The organism is Streptomyces sp. CS113 (genome assembly GCF_002188365.1).
Classification (GTDB): Bacteria; Actinomycetota; Actinomycetes; order Streptomycetales; family Streptomycetaceae; genus Streptomyces; species Streptomyces tendae.
Genome location: NZ_KZ195574.1, coordinates 1816692 through 1833837 on the forward strand (window position 1 = coordinate 1816692; position 17146 = coordinate 1833837).

At 77.0% G+C, this 17146-nt stretch carries 14 protein-coding genes; 8 read left to right on the forward strand and 6 right to left on the reverse strand.

Features of this window, described 5'->3' with window-relative positions; genetic code table 11:
- Positions 1-88 precede the first annotated feature (88 nt).
- Both B9W62_RS07850 and B9W62_RS07855 read left to right on the forward strand, forming a co-directional pair.
- Positions 89-919 (forward strand): helix-turn-helix transcriptional regulator, encoded by an 831-nt coding sequence (locus B9W62_RS07850; RefSeq protein WP_087806479.1) that lies wholly within the window; start codon positions 89-91, stop codon positions 917-919.
- A gap of 184 nt (positions 920-1103) precedes the next feature.
- Positions 1104-3935 (forward strand): AAA family ATPase, encoded by a 2832-nt coding sequence (locus tag B9W62_RS07855; RefSeq protein WP_087806480.1) that lies wholly within the window; start codon positions 1104-1106, stop codon positions 3933-3935.
- A gap of 335 nt (positions 3936-4270) precedes the next feature.
- Here the strand turns inward: B9W62_RS07855 and B9W62_RS07860 are convergent, their stop codons facing one another.
- From B9W62_RS07860 to B9W62_RS07880, 5 genes are all read right to left on the reverse strand, one after another.
- A complete protein-coding gene (locus B9W62_RS07860; RefSeq protein ID WP_087811807.1) occupies positions 4271-5377 on the reverse strand; it encodes a winged helix DNA-binding domain-containing protein in 1107 nt (368 codons plus the stop codon).
- 211 nt (positions 5378-5588) lie between these two features.
- Positions 5589-6170 carry a hypothetical protein gene (locus B9W62_RS07865; protein ID WP_087806481.1) on the reverse strand — a complete coding sequence of 194 codons (582 nt, stop codon included), beginning with the start codon at positions 6168-6170 and terminating at the stop codon, positions 5589-5591.
- Positions 6167-7243 (reverse strand): DUF6286 domain-containing protein, encoded by a 1077-nt coding sequence (locus B9W62_RS07870; protein ID WP_087806482.1) that lies wholly within the window; start codon positions 7241-7243, stop codon positions 6167-6169. Before B9W62_RS07870 ends, B9W62_RS07865 begins: the two co-directional genes overlap by 4 nt.
- The gene (locus tag B9W62_RS07875; protein ID WP_087806483.1) at positions 7240-7425 is read right to left on the reverse strand and encodes a hypothetical protein; all 186 of its coding nucleotides are present in this window, start codon (positions 7423-7425) and stop codon (positions 7240-7242) included. The genes B9W62_RS07870 and B9W62_RS07875 overlap by 4 nt, the downstream gene beginning before the upstream one ends.
- Before the next feature lie 77 nt (positions 7426-7502).
- Complete coding sequence (locus B9W62_RS07880; protein WP_087806484.1) at positions 7503-8009, reverse strand: Asp23/Gls24 family envelope stress response protein; 507 nt, start codon at positions 8007-8009, stop codon at positions 7503-7505.
- Between the two features lie 173 nt (positions 8010-8182).
- On the opposite strand from B9W62_RS07880, the gene B9W62_RS07885 reads away from it, so the two are divergent.
- Genes B9W62_RS07885 through B9W62_RS07895 form a run of 3 tightly spaced genes read left to right on the forward strand, consistent with a single transcriptional unit; the run spans position 8183 to position 9737 of the window.
- The gene (locus B9W62_RS07885; RefSeq protein ID WP_087806485.1) at positions 8183-8725 is read left to right on the forward strand and encodes an RNA polymerase sigma factor; all 543 of its coding nucleotides are present in this window, start codon (positions 8183-8185) and stop codon (positions 8723-8725) included.
- Positions 8716-9402, forward strand: a complete 687-nt coding sequence (locus tag B9W62_RS07890; protein WP_087806486.1) for an Asp23/Gls24 family envelope stress response protein — start codon at positions 8716-8718, stop codon at positions 9400-9402. Before B9W62_RS07885 ends, B9W62_RS07890 begins: the two co-directional genes overlap by 10 nt.
- Entirely contained in the window at positions 9399-9737 is a 339-nt protein-coding gene (locus B9W62_RS07895; protein ID WP_087806487.1) for a hypothetical protein, read from the forward strand. Before B9W62_RS07890 ends, B9W62_RS07895 begins: the two co-directional genes overlap by 4 nt.
- Before the next feature lie 163 nt (positions 9738-9900).
- On the opposite strand, the gene B9W62_RS07900 is transcribed toward B9W62_RS07895, so the two are convergent.
- Positions 9901-13716 carry an nSTAND1 domain-containing NTPase gene (locus tag B9W62_RS07900; protein WP_256976230.1) on the reverse strand — a complete coding sequence of 1272 codons (3816 nt, stop codon included), beginning with the start codon at positions 13714-13716 and terminating at the stop codon, positions 9901-9903.
- 367 nt (positions 13717-14083) lie between these two features.
- Between B9W62_RS07900 and B9W62_RS07905 the strand changes: the two genes are divergently transcribed.
- The 3 genes from B9W62_RS07905 (at position 14084) to B9W62_RS07915 (ending at position 17087) form a co-directional block, all read left to right on the forward strand.
- Positions 14084-14470: a hypothetical protein gene (locus B9W62_RS07905; protein ID WP_087806489.1), complete on the forward strand. Its 387-nt coding sequence runs from the start codon at positions 14084-14086 to the stop codon at positions 14468-14470.
- Positions 14467-15936 (forward strand): tetratricopeptide repeat protein, encoded by a 1470-nt coding sequence (locus tag B9W62_RS07910; protein ID WP_087806490.1) that lies wholly within the window; start codon positions 14467-14469, stop codon positions 15934-15936. Before B9W62_RS07905 ends, B9W62_RS07910 begins: the two co-directional genes overlap by 4 nt.
- Positions 15937-16082: 146 nt before the next feature.
- Positions 16083-17087 (forward strand): polysaccharide pyruvyl transferase family protein, encoded by a 1005-nt coding sequence (locus B9W62_RS07915; RefSeq protein ID WP_256976231.1) that lies wholly within the window; start codon positions 16083-16085, stop codon positions 17085-17087.
- Positions 17088-17146: the final 59 nt, after the last annotated feature.

The following is a 17146-nucleotide window of genomic DNA, read 5'->3' on the forward strand; positions in this document are numbered from 1 at the left end:
CGTGCCATCGTCTAATCCGTGATGTGGGTCTCACTACCCCCGAACGGGGGTGTGCGTCCCGGAACACCCAGGAGGGAAGGCGGAACGAGTGGCGGTGGACGCGGCGGACGCGGCGCAGATCCGCAGCGCGCTGGCGCGGCTGCGGCACACGACCGGGCTGCCCGTCGCCTTCGGCGGCCTGGTGGAGTCCGGACGGCGCCAGGTGCGCATCAGCGAGCTGAGCGGCACGGCCACGACGGCGCTCAGCGCGCTGGCGGTGACGGCCGGCAACGGGCTCGGCGGCCGGGCGGTGGCGCTGTCGCGGCCGTGCGCCGTGACGGACTACACCGTCTCCCGGCAGATCAGCCACGAGTACGACCTGCCCGTCGCCGCCGAGGGCCTGCGCTCGGTGCTGGCCGTACCGGTGGTCGTACGGCGCCGGGTGCGCGGCGTGCTGTACGGCGCCCTGCGCTCGGCCCAGCCGCTGGGCGACCGCACGCTGAGCGCGGCCGTGGCGGCGGCACGGGACGCGGAGCAGGCGCTGGTGCTGCGGGACGAGGCGGACGAGCTGCTGACGGCGGCCGCGCCCACGCCCGGTCCGGCGCACGGCACGGCCTGGGAGCAGGTGCGGGAGGCGCACGCGGCGCTGCGGGCCCTGGCGCCGAGGATCACCGACCCGGCGCTGCGGGACGAGCTGCTGCGCGCGTGCGGCCTGCTGGTGGCGGGGGACGGTCCCGTCCCGGGTCCCCGGCTGGCACCGCGCGAGGTGGACGTGCTGGCCTGCGTGGCCGGGGGCGCGACGAACGGGGAGGCGGCCGAGCGGCTCGGGGTGGGCCCGGAGACCGTCAAGAGCTACCTGCGCTCGGCCATGCGCAAACTGGGCGCCCGCACCCGCACGGAGGCCGTCGCGGCCGCCCGCCGGACGGGGTGGCTGCCGTAGCCCACGGTGCGGACGTGTACGGGCCCGGGCCGCAAGGAGCGGCCCGTGCGCGGGGGATTTCCGGGTGGTGTTTGATTTCGGTGGTGCGGTGTTGTTATTCGGGTCACCTCGCCGTCCCTCCGTAATGCAATGCCCCGTTGCCTAACATTGGCCCGGACACGACACACGAGGGGGAGCGGTCACCGTGCCACGGGACTTCGCGGACGCTGCCGGACACCGCTCCGACCTGGTCATCGGGCGGGAGGAGTCGTTCGGCGCGGCGCGTGAGCAACTCACCCGGGGCGGCAGTGTGTTGCTGCACGGGCCCGCCGGAATTGGAAAGTCGACGGTCCTGCGCACCCTGGCTGCGGAATATGCCCCCACGGCGCACACCGTGCTGCGCTGCTCGGCCACCGAGTCCGAATCCCACCTTCCCTTCCTCGCCCTCGCCGACCTCCTGGGGCAGGTCCTCGACGAGGTCTCCCCCACCCTGCCCACTGCCCAGCGCACCGCACTGGAGTCCGCGCTGACGGGCCGCGGCGAGTCCACCCTCCAGCGCGACGGCCTCGCCCTGCGCCTGGCCGTGCTGTCCGCGCTGCGGGCCCTCGCCGTCGCGGGGCCCGTTCTCGTCGTCGCCGACGACCTCCAGTGGCTCGATCCGGCCAGCGCGGAACTCCTCGGCTTCGCCGCCCGCCGCCTGGGCGACACCCCGGTACGGCTGCTGAGCGCGGTGCGCACCGAGGGGCCCGAGACCCGGGACGCGGAGTACGACCGCCATCTGCGCGCCTCGCCGCCGGACACCCGCGCGGTACGGCTGGGACCGCTGACCCGCGCCCAGGTGTCGACGCTGCTCGACGAACGCGGCTACTCGGGCCTGCACCGTTCCACCGTCCGGGACATCCACCGCACCAGCGGCGGCAATCCGCTGTTCGCCCTGGAGCTGGGCCGGGCGCTGGCCGAGAGCCCCGCGGCACCGCGCCCGGGCGAGCCGCTGCCGGTGCCGACCTCGCTGCGCGCCCTGGTCCTGTCCCGCCTGGAGATGCTGTCCGACGAGGCGCGCCGCACCCTCCTGGTGGCCAGCGCCGGCGCCCGCCCCACCCCGGCACTGCTGCACGCGGCCGGCCGGGGCAACGCCGAGGCGGAGACCGCGCAGGCGGCGGCGCTCGGGCTGCTGGCACCCGACCCGGAAGGCCCGGCCGTACGGTTCGCGCACCCGCTGATCTCGGCCGCGCTGTACGCCGAGGCCCCCGCGCCGGAGCGGCGGGCCGCGCACGCGGCGCTGTCCACGGCCGCCTCCGACCCCATCGAGCGGGCCCGGCACCTGGCGCTGGCCACCACCGGCACCGACCCCCGGGTGGCGGCCCGGCTGGCCCAGGCCGCGGCGCTGGCCCGGGACCGCGGCGCGCCGTCGGTGGCCGCCTCGCTGGGGCTGCTCGCCGCCCGGCACACCCCGGCGGACAGCACCCCGGGCCCGGACGAGCGCCGGCTGACGGCCGCCGAGGACGCGATCACCGCGGGTGAGCCGGACCTCGCCCGGGACGTCGCCCGCGAGGTGCTGACCCGGGCCACCGCGCCCGGCCAGCGGGTACGGGCCTGGATGGCGGTGATCGAGGCGGCCGGGCAGGCCATCGGCGAGGTCGACGCCGTCTTCCCGCAGGCGCTGGCCGACGCGGGCGACGACCCGCGGCTGCTCGCCCTGGTCCACTACCAGCTGGCCTGGCGGTCCCTGGTGGTGCAGGGCGACTTCGCCCAGGGCCGCGAGGAGGCCGCGCACGCGGCCCGGCTGGCGGCGCGGGCCGGGGACCGGCGCACCGAGCTGCTCGCGCTCGCCTTCCAGGCGCAGTCGGAGACGCTGATGGGTCATCCGGACGCCCCGGCGACCATCCAGCGGGCGCTCGAGGAGCCGCAGGACCCGCGCGTGGCCTGCCACCACAACGGGGCGGGCTCCTCGCGCTTCCGGTGGCTGGTGATGAGCGACCGGCTCGCCGAGGCACGGACGACCGTCACCGCGCTGCTGCGCGAGGTGCGCCGGCGCGGCATGGCCGAGAGCGAGGTCCACTACCTGCGTTTCCTCGCGGAGACCGAGATGCACTCCGGGCACTGCGGCCGGGCCCTGGAACTGTCCCGGGAGAGCCTGACCCTGGCGCGCGACGCGGGCATCGGCGAGGGTGCGGGCGCGATGCAGGCCGCGCTCGCCGAGGCCGCGGGCGGCGAGCCCGACCGGGCCCTGGAGCTGGCGCGGGAAGCGGTACGGCGGGCCGAGGGGGACGGCGACGCCGTGTACCTGTCACGGGCGCTGGCCGCGCTCGGGCACGCGCACCTGGCGGCGGGCGACGCGGCGGCGGCGGTACGGGCGCTGCGCCGGGTGCGGGAGCTGGAGGCCGGCGCGGGCATCACCGACCCGGCGCGCGGCCGGTGGCAGGGCGACCTCGCGGAGGCCCTGGTGCGCACCGGGGAGCCGGCCGAGGCCGTGGACGTCATCGAGGTCGCCCGGGCGCACGCGCTGCGGCTCGGGCGCCAGAGCGTGCTCGCCGTCCTCGACCGGTCCGAGGCCCTGGTGCGGGCGGCGCGGGGCGAACACCGGGCGGCCGTGGCCCGGTTGACGTCGGCGCGGGAGCGTCTGGCCGGGCTGGGGTTCGGCCTGGAGGAGGCCCGGGCGGTCTTCGCGCTGGCCGAGCTGTACGCCGAACGGCCGGGCCGGGCCCCGGAGTCGGCGTCGTACGACGAGGCGGCGCGGCTGTTCCGGCGGTGCCGGGCGCTGCCCTGGCTGCGGCGGGTGGAGGAGGCGGTCGCGGCGCGGGCGGCCGGACCGCCGCGGGTGCCGGCCGCCGAGCCGGACGGTCTGGCGGGGCTCGCCGCGATGGAGCGCCAGGTGGCCGCGCTCGTGATGGAGGGCGCGACCAACCGGGAGATCGCCGCCCGGCTGTTCGTCAGCGTCAAGACCGTCGAGGCGACCCTGACCCGGGTCTACCGCAAGCTGGGGATCCGCTCCCGGGTCGACATCGTCCGGCTGGCGGCGGGCCGGCGCCCCGACTGAGACAGGCCTTCCTGGCGGCCGTCGGTTTACCGGCGGTAAACCGAGGGTTTTCCCTGCCCGACGCCCTTAGGGGGTTCCCTCATTGGGCGGTCCGGACCGCCGGTTCTAGCGTGAACACGTGCCGCTCGCCCGGGCATACGGGGGTCTGTCCCGAGACTCCCGTGCACCCCCCACGCCCGTGCGACCCCCCACCGGCAACCACCTGAGGAGACTCATGACCGGGCCCACCCGCTCCAGACCGGCCGGCCGCCGAACGACCCCCTGAGTATCCCTCAGGTGCAAGACCGGGGGCGCTGCGGGCCTCCACGAGCGGCCCGCAGCGCCCCCTCTCCATGTCAGTCCCGTACGGTCCCGAAGCGGATGTCGTACGTGCCCCCGGGGTGCATCGTCGCGAGCATCCGCCCGCCCTCGGCCGCGATCTCGTCCCGTCGCGCCTTCGAGGGGCGGTCGAAGGCCTCGACGACCAGGGCGTCGTCCTCGAGCTTCCACAGTCCGGCCACGAAGCCGTCGACGAGCAGGACGCGGTAGGCCTGGTTCTTCTTCCAGGTACGACCCTTGTGCTCGGGCGGGACGACGCGGGCGCGGTCGGCGTGGGAGAGCAACAGGTTGTCGAACTCGGGCAGGAAGCGCGGCGGGGCCGGGGTGTCCGGGTCGGGGCGCGGCGCGTCGGGGAGGTCGAAGAGCTCGGTGCCGCCCGGGTCGCGGAAGGCGACGAGGCGGGGACGGAGCCGTTCGAAGGCGTCCCGGAGCCGGGTCAGGCCCGCCCAGGTCTGCATGTCCTTCACCGACGCGGGTCCGAAGGCGGCGAGGTAGCGCAGCACGGTGTCGTCGGGTGCGGGTGCCGGCCGCGCGGGGCGGCCGAACCAGCGCTCGGCGGTGGTGAGCGTGACCTGACCGCTGCGGCCCCACAGTCCGCGCGGCGTCACCTGGACGAGCGGGAGCCGGCAGCGGGCGGCGACGGACAGGGCCAGCGGGTCGGCGTCGGGCCACTCGGCGACGAGTGCCTCGCGCAACTGCCCCAGGGTGCGCGGCTCGGCCTCGACCAGTTCCCGGGAGAGACGGGTGAGCCGGTCCAGGTCGACGCCGGCCAGACCGCTGCGGAAGGTCCGCAACTCGCGTTCCCGGGCGGCCTGGACCAGGGGCCGCAGGGTGAGGCAGTCGTCGGCGGTGTGGGTGTGGATCGTCGAGCGCAGGGTGACGAGCCTGGCGAGGCGGCGGTCGGCCATCGGCGCGGACAGGTCCTCGGGGGTGAAGCCGTCGAGGCGGGCGGCGAGCGCGTAGTACGGCGGCTTCACGTTCTGGGCCTGGAGACCGACGAGGTGTGCGACGGCGGCCTCGGCCGGCATCGCCGCGCGGCGCAGCAGCAACTGGCGGGCGAGGGTGGCGCGGTTGAGGGCCCGGATGCCGAGGACGGGGGCGGTCGTTCCTGCCTTGGTCGTCATGCCGTGCACGCTAGCGGGGAATGAGGACGGATCCTGTCCTCCATCCCGGACCTTGTCCTCCATCCCGGACCTTGTCCTCCGTCCCGGGCCTTCCATCCCGGGCCTTGTCCTCCATTCCGATCCCCGACCTGCGGTCCCCCTGGTCCCCGAGCCCCGAGCGCCGGTGAGTGCGGCTACCCGGTCGGAGTCGTCGTGGCCCCCGGGTACGCCGTCATCGGGCGCGCCGCTCGCGCGTGGACCGTACGCCCATGCGGACGTGGGTGCGCAGCGGGTGCGGCGCGAGGGAGGCGTGGGCCTCGTCGAGCGGGCCGCGGGTGAGCCGTTCCAGGACCGGTCCGGGCGCGGCGCCGGGTTCCAGCAGCACCCGTACCCGGGCCCGGGAGCGCTTCTTCCCGGCGGGCAGGTGCACATGGGCCCGGTCGACGCCCTCGGCCGCCTCCGCGCGCCGGGCGACGGCGTCGGCCAGCGCCCGGGAACGCAGGGTGAGGGACGGCCCGGCCAGCGGCAGCCGGCGTCCGCCGCCGCGGAACTGGGCGAGGAACCAGGCGAGGCACAACAGCAGCGCGCACGCCGTGCCCGCGACGACGACCGGCGTCCACCAGCCGTGCGTACGCAGGTCGGCGAGGCCGCCGCGGTCCAGCAGCACCGTCCCCGCGTCCGGGGCGGGCCACCACCCGGGCAGTCGCCCGGCGAGCCGGCCCCAGGTGAGCGCCAGCCACCCGCCGCTCGCCAGCAGGGCCGCCCCGGTCAACGCGAGCACCAGGCGGTTGACCGTGTTGCGCAAGGGGTTCACGAGTCGCTCTCCTTTGCCACGGGCCCCTGTGCGGGGCGGATTCCGACGTCCTTTCCCTCCGCCCCGGACGGCGGGGGCCGGTGGGCCGCCGGCGATCCGGGAACGGGCGGCCGCCCGGCCGCGGGCTCCGTGCCGGGTGGGCGCCAGTGCGGGGTCGGGCGGAGGGTGACCCGGAGCTTGGGCTTGCGGGTCAGGCCCAGGGTGGTGAGGGTGGCCGCGGCCGTGGTGCGCAGCGCGGCCCGGGTCGCGGTGCGGTCGCCGAAGGACAGGCGGGCCCGCAGCCGTACGCGGCGCCGGCCGCAGCGCACCCGGACGTGGGTCACGCCGGGGACGGCCGACGCGGCGTCCCGCACCAGTTCCGCCGCGGCGGCGCGGTCCAGCACGGCCCGTTGATCGTGCTGCCCCGGCACCGGCGCCATGGGGAGCACGCCGCGCAGGCCCGGGGTGAGGGCGAGGCAGAGGAGCCAGGCGCCCAGGGCGGCGGCGACGGCGCCGCCCGCGACCGCGGCGGCGTCCCCCGGGCCGTGCGTCGCCAGCCAGTCGACCGCCCCGGTGCGCAGGCCCGCCGGACGCCGGCCGGCGAGATGCACCGACAGGACGTCGTACAGGAGGGCCGCGCAGGCCGCCGCCGCCACCAGGGCCACGAGGGCGGCCGGGAACCGGCGTGCGGACCAGGGCCGCCGCGCCGCCCGGTCGCCGGACGGGGTGTTCTCGTGGGCCGGGGGCCGCTGTGGCGCCGCCCGGTCCGGGGACAGGGACTGGACGCGGACGGTCGCCGCCCGCACCGTGAGACCGCTCAGCTCGGCCACCCGGTCCGACAACCGGCTCCGGACCCGCTCCCCGGCCTCGCCGAGCACCGCCGGGTACGGAAGCCGCACGTCGACCGAGACGTCGGCGCGCCGTCCGTGCACGGTGGCCGTGCCGTGGGTCACGCGGGCGCGCCGCCCGGCGAGGTCGGTCTCGGCGGCGGCCCGTTCCGCGATCCGGCGCACGGCACGTTCGGCGACGACGGTCCGGCCCCGCTCGGCCGGTGCCGTACGGGCGGGTCCCCCGACGGCCGGCGTGCCCGTCACCGGGTCCTCCGGTCGCCGGGGGCCAGGAACTCACGCCAGTCCGTGCCGTTGTCCACCAGGCGCCCCAGCACCGCGCCGACCGTGCCCAGCGCGGCCACCAGCAGGAACGCGCCGAAGCCGCCGAACCACCCGGCGAAGGCCAGCGCCATGCCCACCAGCATGCCGATCACCGCTCTGCTCATCATTCACCTCCGCCTCGAAACCTGCTCCGGATCCAAGCCCGTGCGTCACCGCTCACGGGCCGTCATCCCGCGTGCCGTCATTCCACGCGCGCCTCCGCCGGGCGCTCCGGGTCCTCGTCGTCCGGCAGGTGCACGTCGTTGACCGTGATGTTGACCTCGACGACCTCCAGGCCGGAGATCCGCTCGACCGCGTCAATGACGTTCTCCCGTACGTCCCGGGCGAGGTCGGCGATGGGCACGCCGTACTCGACGACGAGGTCCAGGTCGATCGCGGTCTGCCGCTCGCCGACCTCGACCTTGACGCCGCGGCCGACGTTCGGCCGGCCGCCGGGCACCCGGTCGCGGACCGCGCCGATGGTGCGGGACAGGCCGCCGCCCATGTCGTACACGCCGGGGATCTCGCGCGCCGCCATGCCCGCGATCTTCACGACCACGACGTCGGCGATGGAGGTGCGGCCGCGGGTCGCGGCCGGTTCGGCGGCGCCGGTGGAGCCGCCGCTCACCGTCGTCGCACCGCCCTGCGCGGTCCGCCCGTTCTTCTCGGACTTGCTCTCGGTCGTGCCCGTCTGCGTTGCCGTCGTCATGGTGTCCTCCGTCAACCGTGGTCGTTCGGTGCTTCTGGGCGTTGGACACGGGGGGCCGCCCGGCGTTACGCGGTTCCGGGAATTTCTTTTCTCCGTGTTCTCGCGTAACGCCGTGGGCAGTCGGTGTGTCCAAGGACGGGAACGACGAAGTGGGGAAGTGGGAAGGAGCGCGTGTGCCGGGAGACGACGGACTGCTCGCGGTGCGGGCCGCCGAGGGCGACGAGGACGCCTTCGAGGCGCTCGTGCGGCGGCACGCGCCCGGGCTGCTGCGGCTCGCGGCGAGCATGCTGGGCAGCCCTGCGGAGGCGGAGGACGCGGTGCAGGACGCGTTCGTCAGCGCGTGGCGCAGGCTCCCGGAGTTCCGGGGGCAGTCGGCCTTCGCCACCTGGATGCACCGCATCGTCGTCAACCGGTGCCTGAACATGCTGCGTTCCCGGCGCCCGGTGGCCGATCTCGACAGCGTGCCCGAACCGGCGGCGCCGGACCACGCCGTCTCCCCCGCCCGGGCCGCCGAGTCGCACGCCGCCGGGGTGGCGCTGGGCCGGTCACTGGCCGGGCTCTCCCCGGAGCAGCGGGTCTGCTGGGTGCTCAGAGAGCTGGAGGGCCAGTCGTACGAGACGATCGCGGAGACGGTCGGGATCAGCCCCGAGGCTGCCCGCGGCCGGGTGTTCCGCGCACGACGCTGCCTGACGGAGGCGATGACCGCATGGCGATGAACAGCGGCGCGGAGCTGCCCGGGGCCGGTACCGGTCCCGGACCCGGCGGCGCGGACGAGCACACCGAGGACGAGCGGCTGGCCTGCGGGCGGCTGCTGTCCGAGGTGTGGGAGGCCTCGGAGGGCGGCGCGGACGATCCGCACCTGCGGGCCTGTCCGCACTGCTCGGCGGCCGTGCGGCAGCTGGACCTGCTCGGCGCCGCGGTGCGCGGGGCGGACGGCGGCCGGGAACCGGAGTGGGACGCGGGAGCGCTGACCGAACGGGTCATGGATGTCGTACGGCTGGAGCTGCGGCCCGGTCGGCCGCTGCCGCTCGGGGAGCGGGAGGAGGATCTGTGGGTGCGGGAGGCGATGGCCGCCAAGGCGTTGCGGGCCGCCGCCGAGACCGTGCCCGGGGTGCGGGCCGGTTCCTGCCGGATCCGGCCCGCCGAGTCGGGTGGCTCGCCCTCGCGGGGCCCCGTCCGGGTGCGGCTGGAGGTCGTCGTACCGCTCACGCCGGGGCTGCGCGACGTGGCGGAGGAAGTACGGCGGCGGGTGCGCGGGGCGGCGGACGACGCCCTGGGGCTGCCGGTGGACCATGTGGACGTGCACATCACCGACGTGGCGGACCCGGCCGGGGCGGACCCGGCGGGGGCGGACCCGGGCCCGATCGGTGCGGACGAAGGGACTCAGCCGTGACCACTGCCGCCACCGAGCGGGACGCACTCGCCGGCACCGTCGCGCGGGTCGCCGCCGACGTGCCCGGTGTCGCCTTCCTGCGGCCGGGCCTCGTGGACCTGTTCCGCCCCGCCGCCCGGACCGGACCGCCGCCGGCCGCCGGGCGCGCACCCGCGGGCGTGCGGGTGAGCCGGGCCTCGGGGTCGGGGCCGTGGGAGGTGGACGTCCAGATCGTCGTCCGCCGCGGCCACCGGGCGCTGGCCGTGGCCCGCGCGGTGCGCGACGCGGTCACCGCCGCGCTGTCCGGAGCGGCGCCCGGCGCCCAGGTGACGGTGACCGTGACCAACGCGGTCTGAACGACCGCCCCTAGGCCGCCGTTCGCCCGGCGGGCGGCGCGGTGACCGCCGTGCCGTCGCGGCCGGTGACCGCAGGCCGGGTCGGTGCCTGGCCGGGCGGGCCGGGAGTCCGCCCGGCCCGCCCGGCCAGGCACCGACCCGCAGCCGGTGGCGGCCCGTCCGGTCAGCAGGTCGGCCGGTAGGGCAGGCCGGGCAGGAGTTCCGCCCAGCGGGGCGGGGTGAGGTCGCCGCCGGTGCGGTCGCAGACCCGGCTCAGTGCCCGGTCCGTGTCCAGGGTCCAGATCCTGGCCGTCAGGTCGTTGCCCGCCGAGGCCAGGGTGTCGCCGCCGGGCGCGAAGGCGACCGAGGTGACGGTGTCCAGGTGCCCGGTGAGCGGGGTGCCGAAGGCGTCGGCGTGGGCGGGGTCGGACACGTCCCACAGGCGGACCGCGTGGTCCTCGCCGCCGCTGGCGAGGGTGCGGCCGTCCGGCGCGAAGGAGACCGAGGTGACGCCGCCGCGGTGGCCGGTCAGCTCGCCGCCCAGCGGGCGGGGCCGGCCGGGGTCGGTGACGTCCCAGAGCCGTACCGTGCGGTCCCGGCCGCCGGTGGCGAGGACGTGCCCCTTCGGGGCGAAGGCGACCGCGTTGACCCAGTCGCCGTGGGCGGTCAGGGGTTCGCCGACGGGCCGGGGCCGGTCGCGGTCGCGCACGTCCCACAGCCGGGCCGTCTTGTCCTGGCTGCCGGTGGCGAGGGTGTGCCCGTCCGTGGAGAACGCCACGGAGCCCACCCAGTCGGTGTGGCCGGTCAGCGCCGTGCCGACGGGGCGTACGTCGTCGGGGTCGCGCACGTCCCACAGGCGGACCCGCTCGTCGACGCCGCCGGTGGCGAGGGTGCGGCCGTCGGGCGCGAAGGCGACGGTGAGGACGCCGCCGGGGTGGGCGTCCGGGACGGTGGCCGCGGGGCGGGGCCGGGCCGGGTCGGAGACGTCCCACAGCCGCAGGGTGCCGTCCTCGGCGCCGGACGCGACGGCCCGGCCGTCCGGCGCGAAGGCCGCGGTCAGAACGGGGGCCCGGTGGCCGGTGAGAGGGCGCGGCAGCGGGCGCGGGGGCCCCGGTCGGCCGACGTCCCAGAGCCGGACCAGCGCGTCGTCGGTGCTGGCGGCGGCGAACAGCCTGCCCGTGGGGTCGTAGGCCACGGAGGTGAGCGGGTTGGTGAAGTCGGTCAGGACGCTGTCCGGCAGGTGCCACACGCGGACGCTGTGGTCGGCGCCGGTGGTGGCGAGGGTGCGGCCGTCCGGGCCGTAGGCCAGGTCCCACAGGCCCTCGGTGTGCCCGGTCAGCGGTTCGCCGATCCGGTGCGGGTAGGCGGGGTTGGCCACGTTCCACAGGATGACGGTGTCGTCCTGCGCGGCGCTGGCCAGGGTGTGGCCGTCCGGGCTGAACTCCACCGACCACACGGCGGCGGTGTGCCCGGTCAGCGGTTCGCCCAGCGGGCGCAGGCCGCCACCCGAGCCGGACCCGCCCGAGCCGGTGCCGTCCGTGTCCGGCACCTCCCACAGGCGCACCGTGTCGTCGTAGCCGGCGGTGGCGAGGGTGTCGCCGTCCGGGGAGAACGCCACCGACCAGACCGCCGCGTCGTGCGCGTGCGTGGGCTTGCCGAGCGGGGCCGGTCCGTCGGCGCCGTCCGCGCGCCACAGCCGTACGGTCCCGGTGTGACCGGCGGTGGCCAGGGTGCGGCCGTCCGGCGCGAAGGCGACGTCCCGGACGCTGCGCGCGTCGGCGCGGGCCGGTGCGCCGGCGGGCGCGGGCCGGGCCGGATCGCTCAGGTCCCACAGGCGCAGGGTGCCGTCGTCGCCCGCGGTGGCGAGGGTGCGGCCGTCGGGGGCGAAGGCGACGGAGGTGACGGACTTGCCCGCGTGGCTGACCAGGGCACGGCCAAGGGGCCGGGGGCGGATGCGGTCCCGGGTGTCCCAGAGCCGGATGCCGCCGTCGTGCCCGGCCGCCACCAGCACGGTGCCGTCCGGGGCGTACGCCACCGCGCCCACCGGACCGCCGGCGATCCGCAGCGGCTCGCCGAGCCGCTTGCCGGACCCGGCCGTGTCCCACAGCCGTACGGTGCCGTCGTGGCCGCCGCTGGCGAGGGTGCGGCCGTCCGGGGCGAAGGCCACGGCGCTGCCGATGTCGTCGTGTCCGGGCAGCCGGGTGGACAGCACCCGGCCCGCGTCCGTGGTGAGCGCGGTGCGCAGTTCGGGCGTGGTGCGCATGCCGAGCGCGGCGACGTCCAGCCGGGCGGAGAGGGCGGCGTTGGTCTCGCGCAGCCGGTCGGCCTCCGCGGTGATCCGGCCGAAGACGGCGTCGTCCCGCTCGGCCTGGGCGGTGGCCCGCGCCCTGAGCGCGACGACGGCGGTGCCCGAGGCGACCAGCACCAGCAGGGCGAGGACGGCCGACAGGCCGCGCCTGAGCCACACCGCACGCCGCCGCCGGTGCAGCGAGGCGGTCAGGAACTCGCGTTCCACCGGCGTCAGTTCACCCGGCGCCGGTTCCCCGTCCCGGGGGTCGCGGACGAAGGCCTCGCGGGCGGCGGCCAGCCGTGAGCCCGCGTAGAGCGCGGCGTTCTCCCGGCCGAGGGCCAGCCAGGTGCGGGCGGCCTCGGACAGGGCGCGGTGCACGCGGAGCCGGTCGCGTTCGGCGTCGATCCAGCCGCGCAGCCGCGGCCAGGCGGTGATGAGGGCCTCGTGGGCGAGTTCCACGGTGCCGTCGTCGAAGGTGAGCAGCCGGGCCGCGACCAGCCGGTCCAGCACGGCGCGGGTGCCGTCGGCGTCGCCGAGGTCGAGTTCCGCGTGCTCGGCGGGGCGCCGGGTGTCGGGGGTGCCGTCCCCCGGGGCGACGAGCCGCAGCAGGATCCGGCGCGCGAGGTCGGCCTGGGGCGCGGTGAGTTCGCCGTACACCTCCTCGGCGGTGCGGACGACGGCGCCGCGCAGTCCTCCGGCCGCCTCGTACCCGGTCACGGTCAGGGTGCGGCCGGAGCGGTGCCGCCAGGTCTCCAGCAGCGCGTGCGACATCAGCGGCAGTCCGCCCGGCGCGTCCTCGACCTCGTCGAGCAGCCGGGTGGTCAGGGCGCGTTCGACGACCAGGGAGGACGCGGCGGCCGGCCGGACGACGGCCTCCCGCAGCTCCTCCCGGCTCATCGGTCCGGCCAGCAGGGTCGCGTCCTGCAACGCGGCGGTGAGACCCGGGTGTTCGGCGCAGCGCCCGAGGAAGTCGGCGCGCACGGCGACCACCACCCGCAGCCGGCTGCCGGGTTCGGCGGCGGTCAGCAGCCGGTCGACGAAGGCGTTCCGCTCGGCCGGGTCGGCGCAGAGGGTGTACAGCTCCTCGAACTGGTCGACCATCAGCCAGGTGTCGGCGTCCGTGTCCGGTACGGGGTCGAGCCGGTCCGCGTGGGTGGACACCGGCGTCACGCCCGGGGTGAGGATGCGTACGGCCGCGGGGGCGGCCGGTGCGTCGGCGCCCGTTCGGGGCGTGCGCAGGCGGGGGATCAGACCGGCCCGCAGCAGGGAGGACTTGCCGCTGCCCGAGGGTCCGAAGACGGCGGTGAAGCGGTGGCGGCGGGTCAGCGCGTCCAGCCGGTCCACCAGTCGGTCGCGGCCGAAGAACAGGGCGGCGTCGTCCGGTTCGTAGCGGGTCAGGCCCCGGTAGGGCGGGCGGGCGTCCTCGTCGGCGCCGGCGAGTGCGGCGGCCTCCGCGCTCGCCGCCCGCCAGCGCCGCTCCCACTCCCCCGGGTCGCCGCCGCAGACGTCGACGTAGGCGAGGGTCACCGCGAGGGTGGGCAGTTGACGTCCGGCGGCCGCCTGGGACAGGGCGGTCACCGAGAACGGGACCTTGTCGGCCATCGTCCGGTACGTCGGCCGTCCCACCGAGTCGCGCAGCGCGCGCAGTTCGGCGGCGAACCGCTCCACCGGTCCGGCCGCGGGGTCCAGTCGCCGCTCCCGGCGTCCCACTCCGTTTCCGCCCACGTGTGCCCCGCCCCGCCGTCGTCGCTCTCGGTCCCCGTCCGGGCGCCCACGGTAGGGAGGCGCGGGAGGGGCGGCAAGCGCCGGGCAGCTCGCCGGGGGGTGGCGCACGGGGAGTTCACCGTGTCTTCACGCGAGGTCCGCACGGGTCCGGCCCGCCGCGCGGGGCCCGCCGCATTGTTCAGGGGCGCGTGCGGGCTGCTGAACAACGGTGTTCCGCGGTGGAATCGGTGCTCGGGGGAGTGCGGGGCGGCACGGCCGCCGGGTCCGTCACGGGCGTGCCACCCCGCACCCGTTCCCCCGTCCGCAGAAGGCACCCACCCGCCCGGACAGGGCACCTGAAGGAAGTGATCCGATGACCGCCGAGACGGCGACCCGCCGGCCGTGGACCGTGACGCTGGCGGTCGTACTGGTGATGCTGGGGACGCTGGTCGCCGCGACGACGGCGACCGGCCCGCAGGGCGCGGCGACCCTGGTGCTCCTGCTGCTGGCGGTCTGCTTCTGGTTCGCGGTCCGGGCGGGCCGCGGCCGGCGGGGCGCCCGGACCGCGGTGAGCGGTCTGACCGCGGCGATCCTCGTCGTCGCCGCGCCGTTCGCCCTGGACGATCCGCTGTACGGCGGCACCACGCTGCTGCTGGCCGCGCTGCTCGCCGTTCCCGGCGTGGTCCTGCTGTACCGGCCGGCCGCGGAGGCGTACGTGCGCGCCCGCAGCGGGGATGGCGACGAGGAGTTCGCGGGATGAGCGAGCCGCCGCCGCGCCGGGAACCGGACCCGCCGCCCTTCGTCCTCCCGGAGCCCGGCCCGGCCGGGCCCTGGGACCCCGGGCCGGACTGCGGACGGGTGGCCCCCCGGGAGCCGCGTCGGCCCGATCCGCTCGCCGTGGCCGTCGGCAACGCCTCGCTGCTCGGGGCGGGTTACCTGATCCTGGGGCGCCGGGGGCTGTTCTGGGCCGCCGCGGTGGTCACCGTGGCACTGCTGTGGCTGACGTACGCGACCGCCGAGACGTGGTGCGAGCTGCTCGTGGTGCTGTGGTGGGCGACGGCCGTCGGACACGGCGGGTGGCTCGCGCGACGGCATCCGGCGGCGGGGCCCCGGCGCGGTCAGCGGCTGCTCGCGCTCGCCCTCACGGTGCCGGTCCTCGCGGCCGCCGGGTGGGTGCGGTTCGACGCGCACGGGGTCGAGGACGACGTCGCCGAGGCCCGCGCGGACGGGGACTGCGGGGCCGCGGTGGCCGCTCAGGACGAGGTGGCGTTCCGGCACCGGCTGGTCGCCGCGCCGGTGGCGGCCCGGGGTGACGCGGTGGTCGAGGCGTGCGAGCGGCTGGACACGGCCGGGGGCTATCTCGGCGGCGGGCTGACCGGTGACCTGGACTCGCTGGAGACCGGCTTCCGGCGGCTCGGCGCGGTGCTCGGCGAGTCCGGCAACGAACGGACCGTCCGGGCCACGCTGGACCGCTTCCTCGACCGGCTGCCCACCGACGACGGGTGTCTGACCGTGACCGTCGCGGACTGGCTGCGGGAGCGGGCCCCCGGGCCCGGGGACCTGACCGGACCCGCCTCCGCCACCGCGGCCCGGATAGCCCCCCGGGCGCTGATGGACTGCGCCGACGGCTTCATGTCCACGCGGGACTGGCCGGGTGCGCGCGAGCGGTACCAGCGGCTGCTCGACGAGTACCCGGACGACGCCCACGCGGACGCCGCCCGCAAGGGGGTCAGGAAGGCGGGGCTGGCGATCGAGCTGGACCGGATCACCGAGCTGGTCGCGGCGGCGGACTCCATGGACTCCGGCTACTGCCGGAAACCGGCGAAGTACTCCCAGGCCCCCGCCTACCGCAAGGGCCGGACCAGCGCCGTGTTCGTCGGCGACACCGAGTACACGGACAAGCTGCCCGAGGAGTGGCGGACCGACACGGCCCACACGTCCCTGGTGGTGTGCACCGGGGAGGCGAAGGCCGGGGACGTGGTCGAGACGTGCCAGTACCGGGACCACAACGGCAGCATCGGAAGTGTCAGGTTCAACAAGCTGGCGGTCCGGGTGAAGGGCTACGCGCTGCGGACCGGGAGGCTGGTCGTCGACCGCACGGTGCAGCTGGGCGGCGAGAGCTGCCCCGGCATCCTCCGGTACTTCGACGCGCTGCCGTCGCGGATGGCCGTCACGCCCTCGAACGGGGACGTGCGCGACGCCTTCGGGCCGGTGGTCGGGCGCTGACCGGCCCCCCGGCGCGGTCGCCGTCGCCCGGTCGCCGACGCGGGGGTGCCGTCGCGGGGGTGCCGTCGCGGGGGCCGTAGGAGGTGCCGTCGCGAGGATCGCCCTCGCGGGGTTGCCGGGACACCGGCGGGGCACCCGGGGGCACTGTGCACGCACGGGACGCGATTCTGGTGACCGGCTGGTTCAGCTTCCTGCACGGGGAGGCGACGGCCGGGGACGTGCTGGCGCTGGCGCGGGTGGAGCAGGTGCTGCGGGAGGCGGGGCTGGCGCACGACGTCGTGTGGAGCCCCGGTTTCCGCGCCGACGGCACGCACTTCGACGACGTGGACCCGACGGCGTACTCCCGGCTGGTGTTCGTGTGCGGGCCGCTGCACGGGCCGCAGGTGGAGGAGCTGCACCGGCGGTTCGCGCACTGTGTGCGGATCGCGGTCGGTGTCTCCGTGGTCGATCCGGACTCCCCGGCCGTCACCGGTTTCCACCGCGTGCTGGCCCGGGACGCCGCCGGGACCGACCCGGGCGTGGACCTCGCGGCCCGCGCTCCGGTGCTCCCCGCGGTGCCCGTCGTCGGGGTGGTGCTCACCCACGGCCAGCACGAGTACGCGAGCCGGCGGCGGCACGCGGAGGTCGCCGCCGGGCTGACCCGCTGGCTGGCCGGCCGGGACTGTGCCCGGCTGGAGCTGGAGACCCGGCTCGACGCGCACGACTGGCGGCTGTGCGGCACACCGGCCCAGCTGGAGGCCGTACTGGCCCGCCTCGACCTGGTCGTCACCGACCGGCTGCACGGGCTGGTGCTCGCGCTGCGGGCCGGTGTCCCCGTACTGGCGGTGGATCCGGTCGAGGGCGGCGCGAAGGTGACGGCGCAGGCCCGCGCCTGCGGCTGGCCGGCGCTGGTGGCCGCCGAACGGCTGACCGGGGAGTCCGCGGAGGGGGTGCTGGAGGACTGGTGGCACTGGTGCCTGACCGACGGGCGGGCGCAGGCGACGCGGATCGGTGCGGGGTTCCGGGCGGCCGACCCGGTCCCGGACCCGGCGGACGGCCTGGTGGCCGCGTTGCGGGCCGCGGCGGACGGCGGGCGAGAGAACGGCGGCGCCGGGGCGGTGCCGGCGCCCCCGCCCGGTTCGCCACGGCGCGGTGGGCGACGGCGTCCGTGACGCGGTGGGCGGCGGCGTGCGTGACGCGGTGGGCGGCGGCGTGCGCGGCGCGGTTAACC

Coding starts and splice junctions, on each gene's coding strand:
- B9W62_RS07910 (WP_087806490.1), top strand. CDS start 14,467: ATGAGCGAGCCGCCGCCGCGCCGGGAACCGGACCCGCCGCCCTTCGTC.
- B9W62_RS07860 (WP_087811807.1), bottom strand. CDS start 5,377: ATGACGACCAAGGCAGGAACGACCGCCCCCGTCCTCGGCATCCGGGCC.
- B9W62_RS07875 (WP_087806483.1), bottom strand. CDS start 7,425: ATGAGCAGAGCGGTGATCGGCATGCTGGTGGGCATGGCGCTGGCCTTC.
- B9W62_RS07890 (WP_087806486.1), top strand. CDS start 8,716: ATGGCGATGAACAGCGGCGCGGAGCTGCCCGGGGCCGGTACCGGTCCC.
- B9W62_RS07905 (WP_087806489.1), top strand. CDS start 14,084: ATGACCGCCGAGACGGCGACCCGCCGGCCGTGGACCGTGACGCTGGCG.
- B9W62_RS07880 (WP_087806484.1), bottom strand. CDS start 8,009: ATGACGACGGCAACGCAGACGGGCACGACCGAGAGCAAGTCCGAGAAG.